The 21152-nt window shown below is 71.8% G+C and carries 19 protein-coding genes; 11 read left to right on the top strand and 8 right to left on the bottom strand.

Annotated features, from left to right (window positions below; translation table 11 throughout):
* Positions 1–17: 17 nt before the first annotated feature.
* The 3 genes from ACIQWG_RS28920 to ACIQWG_RS28910 all read right to left on the bottom strand — a co-directional run bounded on the left by ACIQWG_RS28920 (position 18) and on the right by ACIQWG_RS28910 (position 4888).
* Positions 18–1688, bottom strand: coding sequence for a nickel transporter (locus tag ACIQWG_RS28920; protein ID WP_404101035.1), 1671 nt, complete (start codon positions 1686–1688; stop codon positions 18–20).
* Positions 1685–3256 (bottom strand): tetratricopeptide repeat protein, encoded by a 1572-nt coding sequence (locus ACIQWG_RS28915; RefSeq protein ID WP_404101033.1) that lies wholly within the window; start codon positions 3254–3256, stop codon positions 1685–1687. Before ACIQWG_RS28915 ends, ACIQWG_RS28920 begins: the two co-directional genes overlap by 4 nt.
* Before the next feature lie 96 nt (positions 3257–3352).
* On the bottom strand, positions 3353–4888 hold the full coding sequence (locus ACIQWG_RS28910) for a DUF4331 domain-containing protein (RefSeq protein ID WP_404101031.1): 1536 nt from the start codon (positions 4886–4888) through the stop codon (positions 3353–3355).
* 209 nt (positions 4889–5097) lie between these two features.
* Between ACIQWG_RS28910 and ACIQWG_RS28905 the strand changes: the two genes are divergently transcribed.
* The 3 genes from ACIQWG_RS28905 to ACIQWG_RS28895 all read left to right on the top strand — a co-directional run bounded on the left by ACIQWG_RS28905 (position 5098) and on the right by ACIQWG_RS28895 (position 6851).
* Positions 5098–5640 (top strand): sigma-70 family RNA polymerase sigma factor, encoded by a 543-nt coding sequence (locus ACIQWG_RS28905; protein WP_404101029.1) that lies wholly within the window; start codon positions 5098–5100, stop codon positions 5638–5640.
* Positions 5637–6455 carry an anti-sigma factor domain-containing protein gene (locus ACIQWG_RS28900; RefSeq protein WP_404101027.1) on the top strand — a complete coding sequence of 273 codons (819 nt, stop codon included), beginning with the start codon at positions 5637–5639 and terminating at the stop codon, positions 6453–6455. The genes ACIQWG_RS28905 and ACIQWG_RS28900 overlap by 4 nt, the downstream gene beginning before the upstream one ends.
* 126 nt (positions 6456–6581) lie before the next feature.
* The gene (locus tag ACIQWG_RS28895) at positions 6582–6851 is read left to right on the top strand and encodes a hypothetical protein (protein ID WP_404101025.1); all 270 of its coding nucleotides are present in this window, start codon (positions 6582–6584) and stop codon (positions 6849–6851) included.
* Between the two features lie 237 nt (positions 6852–7088).
* On the opposite strand, the gene ACIQWG_RS28890 is transcribed toward ACIQWG_RS28895, so the two are convergent.
* Together ACIQWG_RS28890 and ACIQWG_RS28885 are read right to left on the bottom strand one after the other, a co-directional pair.
* A complete protein-coding gene (locus tag ACIQWG_RS28890) occupies positions 7089–7871 on the bottom strand; it encodes an ABC transporter permease (protein WP_404101023.1) in 783 nt (260 codons plus the stop codon).
* Positions 7868–8806, bottom strand: coding sequence for an ATP-binding cassette domain-containing protein (locus tag ACIQWG_RS28885; protein ID WP_404101021.1), 939 nt, complete (start codon positions 8804–8806; stop codon positions 7868–7870). Before ACIQWG_RS28885 ends, ACIQWG_RS28890 begins: the two co-directional genes overlap by 4 nt.
* A 63-nt stretch (positions 8807–8869) precedes the next feature.
* On the opposite strand from ACIQWG_RS28885, the gene ACIQWG_RS28880 reads away from it, so the two are divergent.
* Complete coding sequence (locus ACIQWG_RS28880) at positions 8870–9586, top strand: TetR/AcrR family transcriptional regulator C-terminal domain-containing protein (RefSeq protein WP_404101019.1); 717 nt, start codon at positions 8870–8872, stop codon at positions 9584–9586.
* Here ACIQWG_RS28880 and ACIQWG_RS28875 read toward each other — a convergent pair.
* The 3 genes from ACIQWG_RS28875 to hmgA are packed head-to-tail and all read right to left on the bottom strand — an operon-like array spanning position 9583 to position 12881.
* Entirely contained in the window at positions 9583–10725 is a 1143-nt protein-coding gene (locus tag ACIQWG_RS28875) for a type ISP restriction/modification enzyme (protein WP_404101017.1), read from the bottom strand. The genes ACIQWG_RS28880 and ACIQWG_RS28875 overlap by 4 nt on opposite strands.
* Before the next feature lie 26 nt (positions 10726–10751).
* Positions 10752–11501 carry a GntR family transcriptional regulator gene (locus tag ACIQWG_RS28870; protein ID WP_404101015.1) on the bottom strand — a complete coding sequence of 250 codons (750 nt, stop codon included), beginning with the start codon at positions 11499–11501 and terminating at the stop codon, positions 10752–10754.
* A 27-nt stretch (positions 11502–11528) separates the two neighbouring features.
* Positions 11529–12881, bottom strand: a complete 1353-nt coding sequence (gene hmgA, locus ACIQWG_RS28865; RefSeq protein WP_404101014.1) for a homogentisate 1,2-dioxygenase — start codon at positions 12879–12881, stop codon at positions 11529–11531.
* Between the two features lie 159 nt (positions 12882–13040).
* Between hmgA and ACIQWG_RS28860 the strand changes: the two genes are divergently transcribed.
* The 7 genes from ACIQWG_RS28860 to ACIQWG_RS28830 all read left to right on the top strand — a co-directional run bounded on the left by ACIQWG_RS28860 (position 13041) and on the right by ACIQWG_RS28830 (position 21027).
* Entirely contained in the window at positions 13041–13658 is a 618-nt protein-coding gene (locus tag ACIQWG_RS28860; protein WP_404101012.1) for a hypothetical protein, read from the top strand.
* Positions 13655–14269 carry a TetR family transcriptional regulator gene (locus ACIQWG_RS28855; protein WP_404101011.1) on the top strand — a complete coding sequence of 205 codons (615 nt, stop codon included), beginning with the start codon at positions 13655–13657 and terminating at the stop codon, positions 14267–14269. Before ACIQWG_RS28860 ends, ACIQWG_RS28855 begins: the two co-directional genes overlap by 4 nt.
* Positions 14270–14432: 163 nt before the next feature.
* Positions 14433–16685: a molybdopterin oxidoreductase family protein gene (locus ACIQWG_RS28850; RefSeq protein WP_404101009.1), complete on the top strand. Its 2253-nt coding sequence runs from the start codon at positions 14433–14435 to the stop codon at positions 16683–16685.
* A gap of 133 nt (positions 16686–16818) precedes the next feature.
* Complete coding sequence (locus tag ACIQWG_RS28845) at positions 16819–18216, top strand: CitMHS family transporter (RefSeq protein WP_404101007.1); 1398 nt, start codon at positions 16819–16821, stop codon at positions 18214–18216.
* A gap of 25 nt (positions 18217–18241) precedes the next feature.
* Positions 18242–19480 (top strand): MFS transporter, encoded by a 1239-nt coding sequence (locus ACIQWG_RS28840; RefSeq protein WP_404101005.1) that lies wholly within the window; start codon positions 18242–18244, stop codon positions 19478–19480.
* Positions 19481–19580: 100 nt separating this feature from the next.
* Positions 19581–20180 (top strand): hypothetical protein, encoded by a 600-nt coding sequence (locus tag ACIQWG_RS28835; RefSeq protein ID WP_404101003.1) that lies wholly within the window; start codon positions 19581–19583, stop codon positions 20178–20180.
* Positions 20170–21027 carry a class F sortase gene (locus ACIQWG_RS28830; protein WP_404101001.1) on the top strand — a complete coding sequence of 286 codons (858 nt, stop codon included), beginning with the start codon at positions 20170–20172 and terminating at the stop codon, positions 21025–21027. Before ACIQWG_RS28835 ends, ACIQWG_RS28830 begins: the two co-directional genes overlap by 11 nt.
* The last annotated feature ends 125 nt before the right edge of the window (positions 21028–21152 follow it).

Raw genomic sequence — 21152 nt, 5'->3', positions numbered from 1 at the left:
TTCTCCACAAAAGTAGCTCAGCCGAGTGCGGATGCCGCCCCCTGGAGAACGAGTCCCGTCCCGATCACCACGACGAGCACCGCGGAACCCAGTGGTGCGGTCCTGCGGACGAAGACCGTCAGGGGGTGGGCCATCCAGCGGGGTTGCCGTTCCATTACCCGTGTCACTCCGGTACCCAGCCGTACGACGGCGAACCCGGCAGCGGCGAGGACGAACGCGAGCCCGGCGCCGTACGCGACCACGAGCAGCAGCCCGAACCACGCCTTTCCGAGCGCCGCCGCGCCGACCAGCACGACGACCGCGGACGGACTGGGCACGAGCCCGCCGGCGAAGCCGAGGAGGATCGTGCCGCGGAGGGTGGGGGCGGTGGGGTGGGAGTGGGTGAAGCCACCGTGGGTGTGTGTGAGCACGCCATGTGTGTGGCGCTGGGTGTGGCTCTGGGTGTGGGTGTGGGTGTGGCTGTGGGTGTCGCGATGAGTGTGGCTGTGGCGTTGGCTGTGGCTGTGTGGGGGTGCGGGGGGTTCCGTCGCGGTGTTCGTGTGTGCTGCCACCAGGACCGGCCGGCGCTCGTGGGCGTGGTCCGTCTCGTGAGGGTGGTCGTGGTCGTGGTCGTGAGTGTGCGTGTGACCGTGACCGTTTCCGTGCTGTCGGAGGTGCCACGCCCGGCGTACGAGCGTCGCGCCCGCCGCGATCACCAGGGCTCCGCTCACCATGCCGAGCCAGGTGATCACCGAGGGCGCCGCCGCGGAACCGGCCGTGACCAGCAGGCCGAGGGTGACCACGCCCAGGGTGTGGGTGACGGTCACCGAGGCGGCCAGCGGCATGACGTCCCTCAGTCGGGCCCTGCCGCCGCGTGCCGTCGCGACCGCGGCCATGATCGTCTTGCCGTGGCCCGGGGCGAGCGCGTGCATCGCGCCCAGGAAGACCGCGATGAGCAGGGCGAGCGCGGCGAAGCCGACGGTGAGGTCGTGCCGGGCGACCAGGTCGTCCAGGGCGCGCGTCCAGCGGTCGGCGCCGCGCGGCAGCACCGAGGAGGCGGGCGCGTCCTGCTCCCCGGCCTCGGCGAGGGCCGGACCGCCGGGGCGCACCCGCAGGGACGCCGTCTCCGTGTCGGCCGGGGAGGAGAGCAACTCCTCGGGGTACTCGGTCAGTTCGCCGGAGATCGACTTCTTCGGCACGTCCGAGGCGGCGAGCGTCATACGGTCACCGCGTGCCGTGATCTCCCGCCAGCCGGGGCCGGACCGCGTGCCCGCGGCGCGGAAGCCGAGGTCGAAGGTGTCCGTGGCGCCCTCGGGGAGCGGTGCCGTCAGCCGGCACTCCACGCGGAGCGTGTCCAGCCCCGCCTGACCTGGCCGCACGCGCGCCTGGCTGCCGGCCGGCGTCAGGTCGACCGTACGGCCGTCCACGGTGACCTCGGCGTCCCGCGCGGCGTCCGCGCAGCGCTGCCGGGCCCACTCGGTCATGCCCACCTTCTCGATGTCCGGCTGGGCCTGTGTCGCCGGGATCTCGGCCAGGTCCTCGACATGGTGGACGCGCAGCTCACCGGGGGCGGCGACGAGGCCGTCGTAGCGGTTGACGGTGAAGTTGCCGAGGGGGTGCGCGCTCGCGGGAGGGGAGGCGAACAGCGCGAGCGCGCAGGCCGCCGTGAGAACGGCGGCGCCGGAGGCGAACATGCGACGCGCGGTCACTTGGCCGCCTCCAGGTCCTTCAGTGCCGTACGGGCTTCGCGGGCGGCGAGCGGAGAGAAGCCGGGGTTGAGTTCGAGCGCGGCTCCAAGGTGCTCGCGGGCTTCGTCGGGGTGGCCGGTGGCCCGCTCGATGATGCCGCGGTGGTAGAGGAAAGCGGCGTTGCGGTAGCCGGTCGCCGTGGCCTCGCGGGCGTAGCGCAGGGCTTCCTCGTCCTTGCCGTTGACGTGCAGCGCCCAGGCGAGGGCGTCCGCGGTGTGCACGGTCCGGCGGCGCTCCCACTCGGCGCGGGCGGCGCGCAGGGCGGAGGCCCGGTCCCCGTGGTCGGCGGCCGCGAGGGCGGTGTCGAGGTCGGCGTTGACGCCGTTGGCGCGCGCGAGGGCCGTCCATGCGTCGACGAGGGCGTACTGGTCGTCGGCCTTCACCTGGTCGCCCGCCGACTCGTACAGTTCGCCGAGTCCGACCAGCGGGCCGGGCAGGGGATAGCGGGAGACGACGTCCCGCAGTCCCTTCAGCGCGCCCGACCTGTCGCCGCTCGCTGCCTGGGCACGGGCGCGGCCTTCGAGGGCGGGGACGTAGTTCTCGTCGGCCGCCAGGGCTCGGGCGTGGTGGGTGAGGGCGCTGTCGTAGTCGCCCTGGTTCCAGGCGAGTTGGCCGAGCTGGGTGGCCACGTAGGCGATGTCGCCGGGGGAGACGGCGGAGGAGAGCGCCTGTTCCAGCACGCGCTCGGCGGTGCGGACGTCGCCGCGCAGCTCGTGCACGTACGCGTACCGGGTGAAGACCGGGATGCCCGGACGGCGGTCGTCGGCGGTGTCGGCTGCCTTGGCGGCGTCGGCGTAGCGGCCGAGTTCGACGAGCGCGTCGACGCGGGTGCACAGGGCGCGTTCGCTGTACGGGTTCACCTTGAGGGCCTGGTCCGCGTACTTCAGGGCGTCCTCGAAGTCGTGCCGGGCGGCGGCGAGGGCCGCGCGGCCGGCGAGGGCCTGGTCGTTGTCGGGGTCCAGGGCGAGCGAGCGTCCGAAGGCCCGCTCGGCCTGGGGGTAGCGGGAGGGGTCGCCCTTGGTGCGGGCCTGCTCGACATAGGCGAGGCCCAGGGTCGCCCAGCCGCTGAAGTCCTTCGGCTGGTCCTGGAGGTGGGCCTGGAGGGAGGCGATACCGGTCTCCAGATCGTCTGTTGCGAGCAGGCCCGGCGATACGGCCGCGGATGCGGGGGCCAGGCTCTGGGCACCGTTGTCGCGTGCCGCGCCGAGCGCGATGGAACCGGCGGTGAGCGCCACGGCCAACAGCGCGGCGCATCCGGCGAGGTGCAGGGCCCGGTGGCGCCGTCCGGCCGCGGCGAAACGCCGTAGGGCGGCGACGCGGTTCTCGCCCCCGCCGCCCCTACCCGTCCCGTCCTCCAGGGGCGCTGCCCCTTCGACCCCGCCGGGGGCTGCCGCCCCCGGGCCCCCGCTTCGGCCCTGAAGGGGCCTTGTCCTCAAACGCCGGACGGGCTGGGATGCGTCGGCCGGCGTTGAGAGGGCGCCCCCGCTTTCCTCGTTCTCCGGGGCGCTGTCGTTCGTACGCGGGGCCATGCCCTCTCCTCAATCGGGTTCTCCGGAAGGGTGGTTGTGCGGCGCGGCCCGCGCCGTGGGGGATGAGTACTTCGCGGGCCGCGCCAGTCGATCGGGCTAGTACGCCCGGTCCCGCATCCGTCGCCACCACATCAGCGCCCCGCCGATCAGCAGGATGCCGAGCGCGCCGGCGCCGGCCGATCCGGCGATCAGAGCCATGTTGTCGGTGCCGCCGGAGGAACCCGCCGGCTGGAGCGCGTCGCCGATCTGGCTGCGGACGTCGGTCGAGCCGTCCGTGCCCTTGGCGACCGGGCCGCGTGAACCCTCGGTCGGCAGGGCGACGTACGGGAAGGCCTTCTCGAAGTCCTTGTCGTTCTTGTCGACCGCGTCGCCGAGGTCGTTCTTGGCGCCCAGCAGCTCACCCTCGACGACCTGGAGGGAGGCGTCGATCACGTCGTCGGTGAGGCGACGGCCGTTCGGGAAGCCCGCGTTGTCGCCGTCGAGGACGCCGAGCCGCTTGGGCTCCGCCGTCGGCTTGATCGAGGTGTTCAGGCGCAGCATCTCCGACGCGGTGACGTGCGGCGGCTGGTTGAGGCCCTTGACGCCCTTGAGGAAGACGTCGACCAGGTCGTTGCGCGGCTCGTCGGGCGCTGGGATCTTGTAGATCGCCTCGATGAGCTTGGGCAGTTCGGGGTTGGTGACGTTCTTCAGGAACTGCGCGTCGTCCCACGGCGAGGACGCGTTGAACGTGTCCTTGTCCTTGATCGGGTTGACGACCTCGTTGACCAGCGGGCTGCCCAGGCGCGAGACCTGCTCGTAGTGGCCCTTGGCGTTCTGGCGCTGGGTCGTGGACCAGACGCCGACGATCGGCTGGTCCGCGGACTCGGCGATCATGTGCGTCGGCACCTGGAGGGCTATGGAGTTGACGTTGTAGCCCTTGAGCGTGTCGTTGCCGACCTCGGAGAGGTTCCCGCCGTAGAGGAGGTCGAAGACGCGCAGGTCGAGGAAGAAGGGGTCGTCGGCCTGTCCGGCGAACGTCGTCGTGCCGCCGCTCACCTCGTGGACGGCCTGGGCGCGGAGCTTGGCGTAGTCCGGCATCGAGGCCTTGCCGACGTTGGACGGCGCCACCGGCACATCGTTGGCGATCTTCGTCTTCGACACCAGGTGCTGGTCCTTCAGCTTCAGCAGCTCGATGTCGTACGTCTGCGTGATGTTGAGGTCGGCGTCGTCCAGGCTCTCGACGGGACCGGTGTTGTACAGGAACGTCTTCTTGTTCTTGACGTGCGTGTCGAAGGTGAAGCGGTACAGCAGCTCGCCCTGCGCGTCACCGTTGTTGTCGATGTGGAGGTCGTACTGCGCGTCCTCGGCGAACGTGAAGAAGTTCGGTCCGCCGGCCGGTTCCTCGAAGGGGATCCAGTTCGCGACGATCGTCGTCGTGTCCGGCTTGTCCGGGCTGACGAACGCGTACACGTCCGTGTTGTCGTACTGCGGGGTCCCCGAGATCAGCGGGGCCTCGCGGTGGCTGGAGGCGGAGGCCGCCCCCGGTTCCAGCACGGCGACGCCGGCGGCTGCGAGCCCCCCGGCGGCCAGCGCACCACATATGAGGGTCGCGAGGCCCTTGCGCCCCGCACCACTCCTGGAATTAGGTGTCATGCCGTCCGTCCTCAGTGCCAACTTGCCTGACGCACCGGGATTCGGAGCCGGGGGCGGGCCGGATTGGTCGATCTCGAAAACAAATCTTGCGGCTGCTCGACCCGCGTTTTCGGCTCTTTGATCCGTAACCCCATCCGGAGGTGTGTTCGTTGCGAATACCTCGTGGGACAAGGCGGCCGAGATGCGGTCTGGCGGGAGGGGGAGACGAGTTGGAGGCGGACGAGCTGCTGGTGCTCGTGGCGGGCGGTGACCAGAAGGCGTTCGAGGAGCTGTACGGGCTGGTCTCCGGGCCGGTGTACGGCCTGGTGCGGCGCGTGGTGCGGGACGTCGCCCAGTCGGAGGAGGTGGCGCAGGAGGTGCTGCTCGAACTGTGGCGGTCGGCCGCGAAGTTCGACCCCGGCCGGGGCAGCGCCCTGTCGTGGATCCTCACCCTCGCCCACCGCCGTGCCGTCGACCGGGTGCGCAGCGCCCGCGCGGCCGGAGAGCGCGAGCAGCGCGAGGCCCTGCGCGCGAACCACCCCGCCTTCGACCACGTCGCCGAGGAAGTGGAAGCCGGCCTCGAACGCGAGTGGGTGCGCCGCTGCCTCGAACGCCTCACCGCCCTCCAGCGGCAGTCCGTCACCCTCGCCTACTACGAGGGCTACACGTACCGTGAGGTGGCCGAGCGTCTCTCGCTGCCGCTGGGCACGGTCAAGACCCGGATGCGCGACGGACTCACCCAGCTGCGCAAGTGCCTGGGAGGTGTCGCGTGAGCTTCGTCGAACGGCTTCTTCGCCGCGAGGATCTGCACTCGCTCGCCGCGCCCTACGCCCTCGACGCCCTGGAGCCGGGTGAGCGGCACCGCTTCGAGAAGCACCTGCGGACCTGCGACATCTGCGCCGCCGAGGTACGTGTCCTGTCCGAGGACGCCGTCCGCCTCGCCTGGTCCACGGCCGCCGCGCCGCCCGCCGCGATGCGTGACCGGGTGCTGGCCGCCGTACGGGCGACTCCGCAGGAGTCCGCCGGGCGGGAGCCGGCACGCGCGCACGCGACGCAGTTGCCGCCACATGTGTGGGGCGCCCAGCCGCCGCCTCGCAACCGTGCGCCCAGGACGCGTCCCTTGTTCGTGCCGTTCGCCACGGCCACCGCCGCCGCGGCCCTTGTCGTCGCCTCGCTCTTCGCCGTCCAGGCCGATCGGACACAGGATCAACTGGACGCCCAGCGGGAGCGGGCGAGTGAGATCGCTAACGTTCTGGCGGCCCCCGACGCCCGCGCGAGCACCGGCGAGGACAAACAGGGCCGGACGATCGGAGTGGTCGCCTCCGCATCGGCGGGGAACGCGGTCGTCACTCTGAGCGGATACGGCGAGCCGTCGGGCGGCCGGGTGCACCAGCTCTGGCAGATGCGCCCCGGCGCGCAACCGCGCTCCCTGGGCCTTTTCGACGGCGACACGCCCTTGGTCGCGGCCGGTCTCGACAAGTCGGCGACGTCACTGGCTGTGACCGTCGAGCCCGACGGAGGATCACCGCAACCCACCAGCCAGCCAGTTGTCCAACTCGCCCTGAAATCGGTCGGATTCGGAGAGTAATCGGAGACGAGTCGTCAACACCCTTACGGGGAAGGTGAATCCTGTGACCGCGATACACGAGTGCCCCACCGGGGCGATAGGGTTAACCTGCCCGGGCCGGGTGGACTCGTACGGGTGGGGAGTGACATGGATCAGATAACAGTGCGCAGCAGGGCCAGGGTCCCTGCGATCACCTGCGGGAGCAGCGCGACCAGTTCGCGCCTCGACCGCCATCTCTCGGTGCTGGCCGGCCCCGCCGTGCCGCAGCGGGAGGCGGCCGAGGCGACATCACTGATGCGCGAGCTGACCACGCGTGACGTCGCGCACGAGCCCAGCGACCGGGGTGCGCGGGTCCGCCGCGTCTCGCTCTTCGCCCCGCTGCGCAGGCTCCGGCGTTCGCTCTTCGGCGGACGCTGACCGCACCGGCGTTCCTCGCAGGACCTCCAGGCCCGCGCCAGGCAGACCGCACGCCCGGCGCCGTAGGCGCTGCCGCCGCCGTCATCCCCACGGCACGCAGCGGCGCCGCGGAGTGCTACCCCGGCGCGGGCATGTTTCCCCGACTCCACCCAGTCGCTCATCGGCCCCGTCAGCCCCCGTGCGTACCACCTTGGTCACGCGCGCAGGTTGACGGGGCCGTTCTGCCGAGGCGCTGCGTCAGCCCTCGCCTCGTGTGTACCGCCGCACGGCGAGCGGGACGAACACCGCGAGTAGCACCGCGCACCAGGCCAGCGACCCGGCCACGGGATGAGCGACCGGCCAGGCCGCGCCGTCCGGCACGGGCGCGTTGCCGAACAGGTCCCGCAGCGCCGTGGCGACCGCGCTGATCGGATTCCACTCGGCGACCGTGCGCAGCCAGCCGGGCAGCCCGTCCGCCGGGATGTACGCGTTGGACAGCAGCGGCAGCAGGAAGGTCGCCCCGCCGAGCTGACCGGCCGCCTCCTCGTTCCGGGTGAGCAGCCCCAGATAGATCCCGACCCACGTCGCCGCGAACCGGAACAGCAGCAACAGACCCAGGGCGCCCACCGCTTCGAGCGCGGACCCCTCGACCCGCCAGCCCACCGCGAGCCCCACCAGCAGGAACGGCACGGTCCCGGCTGCCGTCACCAGCAGATCCGCGCCCGCCTGCCCGAGTGGCACGGCGGCCCGGCTCATCGGCAGCGTCCGGAAGCGGTCCATCACACCGCGGTGGGTGTCCTGGGCGGCCTGGAACATGCCGGTCATGATCCCACCGGCGGCGGTCGCCACCAGCAAGCCCGGCACCAGGAACGCACGGTACTGCGCGCCGGGCATCGCCAGCGCGCTGCCGAACACGTAGCCGAAGAACAGCAACATGCTGATCGGCATCGTCTGGGTCAGGACCAGCAGCCCCGGGTTGTTGCGGATCCGGCGCAGTTGCCGGCCCAGCATCGCGCCGCCGTCGTAGGCGAGGGTGCTCATGCGGCACGCTCCTCGGTGAGTCGCAGGAACACATCGTCGAGAGTCGGTGGCTTCAGGCTCGCGTCCAGCAACGGCACGCCCGCCGCGTCGAGTTCGCGCACCAGTCGGGGGAGCGTGAGCGTGGCGTCCCGGGCGACCGCGCCGACGGCCCGTCGCTCGTGGTCGAACGACGGCTCGGCGCCCGTCAGTTGATCCAGCACGGCCGCCGCCTTCAGCATCACGTCGGCGTCGGTGACGACGACCTCCACATGCGCGCCGATGGCCGCCTTGAACTGGGCGGGCGAACCCCGGTGCGCGACCCGTCCGCCGTCCACCAGGGCGATGTCGTCGGCGAGTTGGTCGGCCTCCTCCAGGTACTGCGTGGTCAGCAGCACGGTCGTGCCGTCGGCGGTCAGTTCCCGCACGGCGTCCCAGATCCGGTTGCGGCTGGCCGGGTCGAGGCCGGTCGTGGGCTCGTCCAGGAACAGCACGTCGGGGCGGCGCACCAGGCCGGCCGCCAGGTCCAGGCGGCGGCGCATCCCGCCCGAGTACGTGGACGCCGGCCGGTCGGCGGCCTCGGTCAGCCCGAAGCGGTCCAGCAGTTCGGCGGCCCGCCCGGCCGGCCCGCGCACCCGGTGCAGCCGGGCGAAGAGGCCGAGGTTCTCGCGGCCGGTCAGGTCGCCGTCGACCGAGGCGTACTGCCCGATGACGCCGATGCTGCGGCGGACGGCCGCCGGATCCCGCAGCAGGTCGTGCCCGGCGACCTGGGCCGAGCCGGCGTCCGGCCGCAGCAGCGTGGTGAGCAGCCTGATCGCCGTGGTCTTGCCCGCCCCGTTCGGTCCCAGTAGCCCGCAGACGGTGCCTCGCGCCACGGCGAGATCCAGCCCGCGCAGGGCGTGAACCTCGCCGAACCGCTTCTCCAGACCTTCACTAAGTACAGCGTACGTAGAAGTCATGCCCCGACCATAGCGCACTACGTACGCTGTACGTAACTAGGATGGTGGTCGAGGTGATGATCGATGGCGGGCCGAGCTGCCGTACCCGAAGTGATCTGGGCGCGTCCCGAGCGGACCGGGCGTGGTCCCAGGCCCGCGTTCACGCGCGCGGACATCGCGGCCGCGGCCGTGCGGATCGCCGACGCCGGCGGACTGGACGCCGTGTCCATGCGGCATGTCGCGGCCGAGCTGGGCTGCGGGACGATGTCGCTGTACAACTACGTCCCCCGTAAGGAGGACCTGTACGAGCTCATGATCGACGCGGTCGGCGCGGAGCACGAGATCCGGGAGCCCTCCGGCGACTGGCGTGCCGACATGATCCGCAACGCGGAGGAGACGCGCGGCATCATGCACCGCCACACCTGGGTGCCGCGGCTGATGTCAGGGGTCTACGGCTTCAGCCCCAACACCCTGCGCTACCTGGAGCACTGTCTGGCCTGTCTCGAACCGCTCGACGTCCGGTACGGCGTGAAGATGGAGCTGGTCGCGCTGATCAACGGCGTGGTGACGACGTACACCGCGAACGAGATCGCCACCGCCGAGCGCACCCGTGCCATGCCCTGGTCCGAGGAGGAGGAGAACGCGGTCCGTATCGCCTACCTCGGCAGTCAGGTCGCCACCGGTGCCTATCCGCGGCTGGCCGCGGCCTTCATGGAGGACAACGGGCCGATCGATCTGGAGGCGGTGTTCACCCGGGCGCTCGAACGGGTGCTGGACGCCTTCGACCCCGACAGGCCCTAGATCAGCGCGAGTTGCCCCTCCGGCCCCTCCTCGTGCCCGTCCAGCACCGACGCCGGCCGGCGGGCCGGTGCCGGGACCGGCAGGACGCCGGCCTCGCGGAGGTCGCTCGCCGTGACGGGGGACGCCAAGTCCTCGGGGAGTGGCGGGAGTTCGGCCAGTAGAGCCAGGACCGTGATCAGTTCCAGCAGTTCCGACGTCCACGTCTGCGGCCAGGTCGCCGGGCGGATCGCGGCCAGGGTGCCCGGCTCGGGCTCCGTGACGCGGGCGGTGAACCACTGCTCCAGGACCCTCACGCCGGCCACCTCGTACTCCCAGGCCTTGGGCGGGACCGGTGAGACACGGCCCTCGTCCAGCAGCAGGGCCTCCTCTTCGCGGTCGTACTCCAGCGTCAGCGGACGGGCGGGCAGCGGCGCGCGGACGTAGGGGCGACGGCCGCCGGGCAGCTTCGGGCGGTCGCCGTCGCGGCGCATCAGCCACAGGGCGCGGTGGCCCGACTGAACGCCGTGGGCCCAGAGTTCGGCGTCCGTGGTGAGCGGGACGGTGAGGTCCGGGCGTACCGCTGTGAGCGTCCAGGCGAGGACGTCCAGCGGCTCGACGGGTGCGTCCAGCCGGTTCCGGAGGTACTCCAGAAGGCCGGGCGCCAGGTTGGGTTCCGTGCCGCCCGGGCGGCGGTACAGCGGGCGGACCCGGCCCGGTCGGACCAGCGGGAGCAGGGAGGTCGCCAGCAAGCCGGACTCCGGGGTCTCCAGGACGAAGACCTGGTGCTCGTCCGCCACTCGCCACAGCTCCGGACGGGCCGCGTCGATCAGCCGGTGGTCGGGGATCAGCCACTGCTCGTCGAAGGGGGCGTGCAGGACGCGTACCGGCTCCGGGCAAGGGCCCGAGGCGCGCAGCAGCTTCTCCGTGCCCGTGGAGCTGCCGGGGAGCTGACCGACCGCGGAGTGCAGCGTGCGGGAGCGGGTCGGCTCCAGCAGGGCCTCCCGGTCCGGGCCCTCGGCCTTCACGAAGGCGTCCCAGCGGGCCTTCAGGGATGCCGCGTCGGGGCCCGTCGGCCACCCCCGGCCGAGCCGCGGCGGTGCGACGGACCACGGCATGAGGTCCGCGAGCAGCGGAGCGTCGTCGTGCGTCACGCTGGGCATCGTACGACCTGGCTGCGACACCCGGGTCAGGTCGCCTCCAAGGTCACCGTGAAGGAGAAGCGGTCGCCCCGGTAGTGGATGACCGCCACGTCCAGCACCCGCCCGTCCGCGTCGTACGTCACGCCCGTGTAGTGCAGGATCGGGCTGAGCAGCGGGACTTGGAGCAGTTTCGCCGTCTCCGGGTCGGCCAGGCGCGCCTCCACCGTGTCCGTGATGCGGCTGATGTCCGCCCCGACGACGTCCCGCAGCACCTTGGTCATCGGCCAGCGCACCAGGTCGTCCAGGTCGATGCGCGCGGCCAGTTCGGGACGGACGTAGTTGCGGGCGTGGTTGGTCGGCTCGCCCGTCTTCTCGTCGCCGCGCAGGCGGTGGTACGTCGCCACCTCCTCGACGTCCGGGAAGTACTCGGCGACTTCCGGCGGCACCCGTGTCCTGCCGTGCTCCAGCAGTTCGGTCGCCATGCCGGACTGCTGGGCCACGATCGCGTCCACCGAGCCGAGCAGCCGCACCGGGGTGCCCCGGCGGGCGCCCGGCTCGATGAACGTGCCGCGCCTTCGATGGCGCGTGATCAGGCCCTCGTCCTCCAGCTCCTTCAACGCCTGCCGCATGGTCAGCACGCTCACCCCGTAGTGCTCGGCCAACTGCTCCTCGGTGGGCAGGCGCAGCGGGTCCTGCGGGCGGCGGCCCAGTATCGAGGCGCGCAGTGACTGCGAGACCTGGTACCAGAGCGGCAGCTTGCGGTTCAGGACGATCGAGTCAGGGGCGAAGGAGGTCACGGGGCCATCCGTACCGGTAGGGGATCTTTATCGCAAGGGCCGGAAGTGACGCTCCAGGCCCTGCCAGACGTCGTCGTAACGCCGTTGCAGGTGCTCCGCCCCCGCCGCCTGCGGGGTGAGCGTCACCGGCCAGCGGGTCTCGAACATGAAGGCCAGACCGTCGTCGATCTTCTGCGGCCGCAGCTCCGCCGCGCTCGCGCGATCGAACGTCTCCCGGTCCGGGCCGTGCGCCGACATCATGTTGTGCAGCGAGCCACCGCCCGGCACGAAGCCCTCCGCCTTCGCGTCGTACGCGCCCTCGATGAGGCCCATGTACTCGCTCATCACGTTCCGGTGGAAGTACGGCGGCCGGAACGTGTCCTCGCCCACCAGCCAGCGCGGCGCGAACACCACGAAGTCGACGCCCGCGAGGCCCGGGGTGTCCGACGGGGACGTCAGCACCGTGAAGATCGACGGATCGGGGTGGTCGTAGGAGATGGTGCCGATCACATTGAACCGGCGCAGATCGTAGACGTAGGGCACATGGTTGCCGTGCCAGGCGACCACATCGAGGGGGGTGTGGTCGTAGGTGGCCGTCCAGAGGTTGCCGCAGAACTTGTTCACCACCTCCACCGGACCGTCGGCCTCCTCGTACGCCGCCACCGGGGCCATGAAGTCCCGGGCGTTGGCGAGTCCGTTGGCGCCGATCGGGCCGAGGTCGGGGAGGTGGAAGGGCGCCCCATAGTTCTCGCACACATAACCCCGGGCGGAGTCATCCAGCAGCTCCACACGGAAGCGCACCCCACGGGGAATCAGCGCCACATGTGCCGGCTCCACATGCAGCAGCCCGAACTCCGTGCGCAGCAGCAGCCCGCCGCGCTCCGGGACGATCAGCAGCTCGCCGTCGGCGTCGCTGAAGACGCGGTCCATCGAGGCGTTGGCGTGGTACAGGTGCACGGCCATACCGGTGCGCTGGGTCGCGTCGCCGTTGCCGCCCAGGGTCCACAGGCCGGCGACGAAGTCGGTGCCGGGCGCGGGCTCGGGCAGCGGGTTCCAGCGCAGGCGGTTCGGATCCGGCACCGACTCCGTGAAGGGCGCCGTACGGATCTGGCCGTTGTCCGCGCGGGTGAACGCCGGGTGCGCGGCCGAGGGGTGGATGCGGTAGAGCCACGAGCGACGGTTGTGCGCCCGCGGCTCGGTGAACGCCGTCCCGCTCAGCTGCTCGGCGTAGAGGCCCAGCGGGGCGCGCTGGGGTGAGTTGCGGCCCTCGGGCAGGGCGCCGGGCACCGCCTCCGAGCTGTGCTCGTTGCCGAAGCCGGAGAGGTAGGTCAGCCCTTCCGCGGTCTTCCGCGCTCCTCCACGCTCGAACACGCTCGCACGCGAGGTGCCCCCATCGCTCATGATCGCTCCCTTGCGGTCTGATTCCTATGCTCCACCGTAGGATTGCGTTTTCATCGGCGCAAGAGATCCGCCCGACTCCCCTGTGAGTACGACGAGAACCGGACGCCGACCCGACTCAAGGGGGATTCGGCTGTCGGACCGGTGTTCTAGTCTCCGGGCATGTCATGGACGCGGACAGTTCTCGCCGCGCTCGTGGTCTGTGTCGTGCTGCTGACCGGAACCGCGGGCTGCGACTCCGGCGCCTCGCGCGACCGGGGTGACGGCGGGGCGTCCCCCTCTCCGGTGGGCACCGTCCTGGACGACACCGACGACGCCGGGCGGCACTACCGCGAGGTGGACAAGGACGAAGCCCCCGAGGTCGCCATCGAGGTGCAGCCCGACCCGGACGGCGCCGGCGGGGGCTGGGACGTACGGCTGACGGTGCGCGACTTCCGGTTCTCGCCCGCCGGAGCGGCGACGAGGGCGGTGGCCGGACGCGGGCTCGCGTACCTCTTCGTGGACGGCCGGCTCGTCGCGAGGCTGCGCACCCTCGACCACCGTCTCCCGTCCGGCCTCGTCCCGCGCGGCACGCACCAGGTCACCGCCCGGCTGTACGCCGACGACGGCACGGTGTGGGCCGTGGACGGCGAGCCGGTCGAGAGCACCGCCGACGTCACGGCGTCGGAGGCGACCGAGGCGCCGTGGTCGACACCGTCCACCGCGGCACTGAGTGTGCCGGGTGCCCGCTCCCGTACCGGGGGTCAGGGTTCACCGGACAGAGGCGGAAAGGCATCATGAAGGCCGTGCCCCATCCAGGAACGCTACGCCGGGCGCCCGTGCAGCGCCGCAGTGCCGAACGGCTCACCAGGATCCTCGACGCCTGCGCCGACCTCCTCGACGAGGTCGGCTACGACGACCTGAGCACGCGGGCGGTCGCCCAGCGGGCCGGCGTCCCCATCGGCTCGGTCTACCGCTTCTTCGGAAACAAGCGGCAGATGGCCGACGCCCTCGCCCAGCGCAACCTGGAGCGCTGGACCGCCCGGGTCGCCGAGCGCCTCAAGGAGACGGGCGACGGGGGATGGCAGTCGGCGATGGACGCCGTGCTCGACGAGTACATCGCCATGAAGCGCACCGCGCCCGGCTTCTCCCTCGTCGACTTCGGCAACCAGATCCCCGTCGGCACCCGCGGTGAACCCAATCACCGCGTCGCCGACCGCCTCAGCGAGCTGCTCTCCGGGTATCTCGACCGTGAGCCGGACGACGATCTGCGCCGCACCTTCCTCGTCGCCGTGGAGACCGCCGACACACTGGTCCACCTCGCCTTCCGGATGGCTCCCGAGGGCGACGACCGGATCCTGGTGGAGGCGCGGGAACTGCTGCGGGCCTATCTGGCGCGGGTGCTGGACTGACCGCCCCGGCGGACCGGCGGGCGCACGGCCTCCCGGCGTACGAGGGGCCGGCGGCTCGCGAATTTCTGACCGCACCCCCGAGAGGGCTCCCCTCCGTGCATACCGGTCGGTATGCTCGGTCCGAGTCCGCGCGTCAAAGCCGCCGCCATCTCCGGGAGGACCCGTGTCCCGCACCGCACTGCGTATCTGCCCCCTGTGCGAGGCCACCTGCGGCCTGACGCTCACCATCGAGGGAACCGAGGTCACCGGCGCCCGCGGCGACCGCGACGACGTCTTCAGCAAGGGGTTCATCTGCCCCAAGGGCGCCTCCTTCGGAGCCGTCGACGGGGACCCCGACCGGCTGCGCACCCCGCTCGTGCGCAAGGACGGCGAGCTGTGCGAGGCCACCTGGGAGGAGGCCTTCGACGCGATCGCGGCCGGAATCCGCCCGGTCGTCGAGCGGTACGGGCCGAACTCGGTGGGCGTCGTGCTCGGCAACCCCAATGTGCACACCGTGGCCGGCGCGCTCTACCCGCCGCTCCTGCTCGCCGGTCTCGGCACCCGCAGTGTCTTCACCGCCTCCACGGTCGACCAGATGCCCAAGCACGTCTCCAGCGGGCTGCTCTACGGCGACGCCCTGGCGATCCCCGTGCCGGACCTGGACCACACCGACCATCTGCTGCTCCTCGGCGCCAACCCGATGGAGTCCAACGGCAGTCTGTGCACCGCCCCCGACTTCCCCGGCAAGCTCAAGGCGCTCAAGGCCCGCGGCGGCACCCTCACCGTCATCGACCCGCGCCGCACCCGCACCGCCCGGCTCGCCGACCGGCACCTCGCGATCCGCCCCGGGACCGACGCGCTGCTGCTGGCGGCGATGACGCACGTGCTGTTCGAGGAAGACCTGGTCGCCCTCGGCGAGTTGGCGCCGCATGTCCAAGGCGTCGAGGAACTGCGCGCGCAGGTACGGGACTTCACTCCGGAGGCCGTGGCCGACGCCTGTGACATCGACGCCGGCACCATCCGCGCCCTCGCCCGCGAGCTCGCCGCGGCCCCCACCGCCGCCGTCTACGGCCGCATCGGCAGCTGCACCGTTCCGCACGGCACCCTGGCCAGCTGGCTGGTCGACGTCCTCAACATCCTGACCGGCAACCTCGACCGCCCCGGCGGAGCCCTCTTCCCGCAGTCCGCCACCGACAGGACGCCGCGCCCCGCGGGTCCCGGACGCGGGTTCGCGCTGGGCCGCTGGCACTCCCGGGTCGGCCGACACCCCGAGGCCAAGGGCGAGTTGCCGCTGTCCTCGCTCGCCGAGGAGATCGACACCGCCACCGACGAGGGCGAGCCGATCCGCGCGCTCGTCGCGGTGGCCGCCAACCCCGTGCTCTCGGCGCCCGACGGCGACCGGCTCGACAAGGCGCTCGACTCGCTCGACTTCATGGTCAGCGTCGACCCGTACCTCAACGAGACCTCGCGCCACGCCGACGTCGTGCTGCCGCCGCCCCCGCCCTCGCAGAGCCCGCACCACGACTTCGCCTTCAACGCCCTCGCCGTGCGCAACCAGGTCCGCTACACCCGGCCCGCCGTTCCCCTGGAGCCCGGCCGCATGGCCGAGTCCGAGATCCTCGCCCGGCTGATCCTGGCCGCCACCGGCATGCACGGCGCCGACCCCGCCGCCGTCGACGCGATGGTCATCGACCAGACCCTCGGCAAGGCGGTCAAGGAGTCCCACTCGCCCGTGCACGGCCGCGACCCCAAGGAACTCGCCGCCCGGCTCACCGGCGCGAGCGGCCCCGAGCGACGGCTCGACCTGATGCTGCGCCTGGGCCCCTACGGCGACGGCTTCGGCGTACGGCCCGACGGGCTGACCCTGGAGCGGCTGCTCGGGCATCCGCACGGCATCGACCTCGGACCGCTCCAGCCCCGGCTGCCGCAGCCGCTGAAGACCGCCAGCGGCAAGGTGGAGCTGCTGCCGCGGCCCATCGCCGACGACCTGCCCCGGCTGCGGGAGGCGCTGCGTGAGCGCCCCGAGGGGCTCGTCCTCGTCGGCCGCCGTCACCTGCGCTCCAACAACAGCTGGATGCACAATGTGCCCGCCCTCACCGGCGGTTCCAACCGCTGCACCCTGCACATCCACCCCGAGGACGCCGAGAAGCTGGGCATCACCGGGGCGGGTGCCGTACGGATCAAGGGCGCCGGGGGAGAGGTGGTCGCCGAGGCCGAGGTCACCGACAGTGTGCGGCCCGGCGTCGTGAGCCTGCCGCACGGCTGGGGTCACGACCGCCCCGGCACCCGCCTCGCCCACGCCGCCACCGACCCCGGTGTCAACGTCAACCAGCTCCTCGACGGCAGCCTGCTCGACCCGCTCTCGGGCAACGCCGTCCTCAACGGAGTGCCCGTCGAGGTGGCCCCCTTGTCCGAAAAGATCACGGCTCTGACCTGAGCAAAGCTCTGACCTGGAGTTTTGCGCTTATTGCTCGCATGTCAACGTCTTGTTAACGCCACTCGACGGGACCTAACGTCGTCGCACCCCGGCCCCCCTGGGATGTTCAAGGGCGAACGTTAGGTATCCACTCATGCTGACCATCCTCGGCTTCGCCATGATCGCGACCTTCCTGGTCCTGATCATGATGAAGAAGATGTCGCCGATCGCGGCGCTCGTACTGATTCCGGCACTGTTCTGTGTGTTCGTCGGAAAGGGCGCCCAGCTCGGTGACTACGTCATCGAAGGCGTCACCAGCCTCGCCCCCACCGCGGCGATGCTCATGTTCGCGATCGTCTACTTCGGTGTGATGATCGATGTCGGCCTCTTCGACCCGATCGTGCGCGGGATCCTGAAGTTCGCCAAGGCCGACCCGATGCGGATCGTCGTCGGTACGGCCGTGCTCGCGGCGATCGTCTCCCTCGACGGCGACGGCTCCACCACCTTCATGATCACCGTCTCGGCGATGTACCCGCTGTACAAGCGCCTGAAGATGAGCCTGGTCGTGATGACCGGTGTCGCCGCGATGGCCAACGGCGTGATGAACACGCTGCCGTGGGGCGGTCCCACCGCCCGCGCCGCCACCGCGCTCAAGCTCGACGCCAGCGACATCTTCGTCCCGATGATCCCGGCACTCCTGGTCGGCCTGCTGTTCGTCTTCGTCCTCTCGTACTTCCTCGGCCTGCGCGAGCGCAAGCGGCTCGGCGTGCTGACGCTGGACGAGGTGCTGGAGCCGCAGGAGGCGGAGACGGTCCTGGTGGGTGCCGGCGCGTCTGGTGGCTCCGGCGACGGCAAGGTCTCCATGACCAAGGCGACCGGCGGCTCCGGCACCGACGCCGAGGCCGACGACTTCCAGGGCCTCGACGCGAACCGCGAGACCCTGCGCCCCAAGCTGTACTGGTTCAACGCGCTGCTCACGGTCTGCCTCCTCACCGCCATGATCATGGAGTGGCTGCCCATCCCGGTGCTGTTCCTGCTCGGCGCCGCGCTGGCCCTCTCCGTCAACTTCCCGCGCATCCCCGACCAGCGGGCCCGGCTCGCCGCCCACGCCGACAACGTCCTCAACGTCTCCGGCATGGTCTTCGCCGCCGCCGTCTTCACCGGCGTCCTCCAGGGCACCGGCATGGTCGACAGCATGGCCAAGTGGATGGTGGACGTGATCCCCGAGGGCATGGGCCCGCACATGGCCCTCGTCACCGGCCTGCTGAGCCTGCCGCTCACCTACTTCATGTCCAACGACGGCTTCTACTTCGGCGTCCTGCCGGTCCTCGCCGAGGCCGGAGCCGCGCACGGCGTCTCCCCGCTGGAGATGGCCCGCGCCTCGCTCGTCGGCCAGCCGCTGCACATGTCGAGCCCGCTGGTCCCGGCCGTCTACGTGCTGGTCGGCATGGCGAAGGTCGAGTTCGGCGACCACACGCGGTTCGTGGTGAAGTGGGCTGCGGCCACCTGCCTCGTCATCCTCGCGGCGGGCATCCTCTTCGGCATCATCTGACCTACGTTCTCGGAGGACTTGAACCATGGCGCCCGGTGGGAACCGCGGCTGGCTGCTCCGCCTCGTCATCGCCTTCAGCTTCGCGCAGGGGGCGGTGTCGATGGCCCGGCCCGCCGTCTCCTACCGGGCCCTCGCGCTGGGCGCGGACGAGCGGGCCATCGGTGTGATCGCGGGGGTGTACGCCCTGCTCCCGCTCTTCGTCGCCGTCCCGCTGGGCCGCCGGACCGACCACGGCCGCTGTGCGCCGCTGCTGCCCGTCGGAGTGGTCCTGATATCCGGCGGCTGTGCCCTCAGCGGCCTCGCGGACACGCTCTGGGCGATGGCGGTCTGGAGCGGGGTCATGGGTCTCGGCCACCTCTGCTTCGTCATCGGCGCCCAGTCGATCGTCGCCCGCCAGTCCGCCCCGCACGAACAGGACCGTAACTTCGGCCACTTCACCATCGGCGCCTCCCTCGGCCAGCTGGTCGGGCCGATCGCGGCGGGCGCGCTGATCGGCGGTCCGGACATGGCGGGCACCAGCGCGCTCGCCCTGCTGGTGGCGGGCGCCGGCGGCGCGGTCGCGTTCACCTCGCTGTGGCGCATAGAGAGCCGTACGGCATCCGGCTCGCGCGAGGCGTCGGGCGAACGTGTCCCCGTCGGGCGCATCCTGCGCGCCCGGGGCGTGCCGGCCGGCATCTTCATCAGCCTCGCCGTGCTGTCCGCGACCGACATCCTCACCGCCTACCTCCCGGTGGTCGGCGAGCACCGGGGCATCGCCCCGTCCGTGATCGGCCTCCTGCTCAGCCTGCGCGCCGCGGCCACCATCGCCTGCCGTCTGGTCCTCACCCCCCTGCTGCGGCTCCTGGGCCGGACCCTGCTGCTGACCGTGACCTGTCTGCTGGCGGCCCTGCTGTGTGCCGGGATCGCGCTGCCGGTGCCGGTGTGGGCGCTGGCCGTGATGCTGGCGGTGCTCGGCTTCTGCCTCGGCGTCGGCCAGCCGCTGTCCATGACGACGGTCGTCCAGGCGTCCCCCGAGGGCGCCCGTTCCACCGCCCTCGCCCTGCGCCTGACCGGCAACCGGCTGGGCCAGGTCGCCGCGCCCGCGTCGGCGGGCCTGGTCGCCGGTCTGGCGGGGGTGGCGGCGCCGTTCGTGATGCTGGGCGCGCTGCTGCTGGTGTCGGCGGGGATAGCGCTGCGGGCGCCCGGGAAGGCGGCGGGGGAGGCCGAGGGTGCCGATGGGCGCATTGGATCCAGGTCTCTTCTGCGGCGAAAGAGTGGAATCTGACGGGTCCTCGGGCGCTGCTCCCCCGATTCGTCGTGCACATGTGAAAGAGAGTCAGACGAAGAGCGATTTGTACGAAAATCGTCTGACTCGGAGGACTCGCATGCCCACCACGTCTCTTCCACGCCGCGCCGGACTGCGTATCGCCGCCGTCACGGCGCTCACCGCCGCGCTCACGCCGCTCACGGGGATGCCGACGGCGGGCGCACAGGAGAACGCCACCATCAAGATCCACACGGCGCCGTGGGACGGAGTCGCGCGCACGCCGTACGGGGACGCGATCGATGAGCCGCGCGTCTGCCGGTTCTACCTCGACGCCGTCAACTTCGAAGCGGTGACGACCGCCACCTACCGCATCGTGGCCGAACCCCCGGCCGTCGGAGGCTCCGGGCTCAGCGGGACCATCAGCCTCGCGGGAGGCGCCGGCCACTCCACGGACCTGACGCTGCCCGACGGGCAGTACCGGCTCTACTGGACGTACACGGGCGCCACGGCCCCCGAGCGGGAGAAGACCTTCACGATCGACTGCCGGTCCTCGATGTCGACGCCCTCACCCGGCCCGCAGGGCGGCCCGCCGGCCGGTGGCGGCGGCATCGCCCGCGGTGAGGCCTTCACCACCGTCGCCGGCGCCGGCGTCGTCGGCCTGGCCGCGGTGGGCGGGGTGATGTGGTTCCGGCTCCGTCGCCGTACGCATGGCGCGTAGGAGGCGACGCAGGCCCTGGTACCGCAGGCGCGCCTTCCGGCTGGCGAGAACGGCCGTACTGACCGTCTCGCTGGTGGTGGTGTGCGTCCGGTGCGACCACGAGCGGCCCGGAGTGGACACGGCCGCTCCGGGCTCCGCCGAGGTCTCCGAGACCCGAGCCGCCGGCACCGCCTCCGGTGCCGGCGGGGAGGGTGCCGGCCACCGGGCCGACTCCCGCCCGGGCGCCGACGCGCGCGAGGCCGCACCACCGGCCGACCGCCCCGAGGCCTCGCCCTCGCCCGCCACCCCGGCACCCTCCTCGGCCTCGCCGTCCACCACCCGGCCCGCCCCTGCCGGAAAGCCCGGCAAGCGCACCGCAGGCCCTCGCCCGCTGCCCCGCTCCAGCGCGACCCGCCTCGCCATCCCCTTCATCGGCGTGGACGCCCCGCTGATGGACCTCCACCTGGACAGCGAGCGGCGCCTGCCCGCGCCCCCGGAGGACAAGCCCGACCTGGTCGGCTGGTACGCGGACGGGCCCTCGCCCGGTGAGCCGGGCACCGCCATCGCCGTGGGCCACCTGGACACCGACACCGGCCCCGCCGTCTTCGGCGGCCTGGGCGAGCTGAAGCGCGGCAAGCGCATCGAGCTGCGGCGCGCCGACGGACGGACCGCCGTCTACTCGGTCGACGCCATCAAGACGTACCAGAAGGACAAGTTCCCCAACCGCGAGGTGTACGGCGCCCGGTCCCGTCCGGAGCTGCGGCTGATCACCTGCGGCGGCAACTACGACCGCAGGACCGGCTACACGGGCAACGTCGTCGTCTACGCCCATCTCGCCGCCACCCGTGAGCCGAAGCGCGACCGCTGACCCCGCGGAGGCCGACCGGGGCTGAATCGGGCCCGCCGCCTGTCCGCCTGCCGGACCCTCGCGTCCGATCCCGCACATTCCCTTCCCCCGGCCGCACACATTCCGTTAACTTCCGTGACTCATAC

Origin of the sequence: Streptomyces sp. NPDC098781, from assembly GCF_044759995.1 — a bacterium.
Classification (GTDB): Bacteria; Actinomycetota; Actinomycetes; order Streptomycetales; family Streptomycetaceae; genus Streptomyces.
This window is presented reverse-complemented; position numbering and strand designations above follow the sequence as displayed.

Coding starts and splice junctions, on each gene's coding strand:
- ACIQWG_RS28915 (WP_404101033.1), bottom strand. CDS start 3,256: ATGGCCCCGCGTACGAACGACAGCGCCCCGGAGAACGAGGAAAGCGGG.
- ACIQWG_RS28910 (WP_404101031.1), bottom strand. CDS start 4,888: ATGACACCTAATTCCAGGAGTGGTGCGGGGCGCAAGGGCCTCGCGACC.
- ACIQWG_RS28895 (WP_404101025.1), top strand. CDS start 6,582: ATGGATCAGATAACAGTGCGCAGCAGGGCCAGGGTCCCTGCGATCACC.
- ACIQWG_RS28890 (WP_404101023.1), bottom strand. CDS start 7,871: ATGAGCACCCTCGCCTACGACGGCGGCGCGATGCTGGGCCGGCAACTG.
- ACIQWG_RS28885 (WP_404101021.1), bottom strand. CDS start 8,806: ATGACTTCTACGTACGCTGTACTTAGTGAAGGTCTGGAGAAGCGGTTC.
- ACIQWG_RS28880 (WP_404101019.1), top strand. CDS start 8,870: ATGGCGGGCCGAGCTGCCGTACCCGAAGTGATCTGGGCGCGTCCCGAG.
- ACIQWG_RS28875 (WP_404101017.1), bottom strand. CDS start 10,725: ATGCCCAGCGTGACGCACGACGACGCTCCGCTGCTCGCGGACCTCATG.
- hmgA (WP_404101014.1), bottom strand. CDS start 12,881: ATGAGCGATGGGGGCACCTCGCGTGCGAGCGTGTTCGAGCGTGGAGGA.
- ACIQWG_RS28860 (WP_404101012.1), top strand. CDS start 13,041: ATGTCATGGACGCGGACAGTTCTCGCCGCGCTCGTGGTCTGTGTCGTG.
- ACIQWG_RS28855 (WP_404101011.1), top strand. CDS start 13,655: ATGAAGGCCGTGCCCCATCCAGGAACGCTACGCCGGGCGCCCGTGCAG.
- ACIQWG_RS28845 (WP_404101007.1), top strand. CDS start 16,819: ATGCTGACCATCCTCGGCTTCGCCATGATCGCGACCTTCCTGGTCCTG.
- ACIQWG_RS28840 (WP_404101005.1), top strand. CDS start 18,242: ATGGCGCCCGGTGGGAACCGCGGCTGGCTGCTCCGCCTCGTCATCGCC.
- ACIQWG_RS28835 (WP_404101003.1), top strand. CDS start 19,581: ATGCCCACCACGTCTCTTCCACGCCGCGCCGGACTGCGTATCGCCGCC.
- ACIQWG_RS28830 (WP_404101001.1), top strand. CDS start 20,170: ATGGCGCGTAGGAGGCGACGCAGGCCCTGGTACCGCAGGCGCGCCTTC.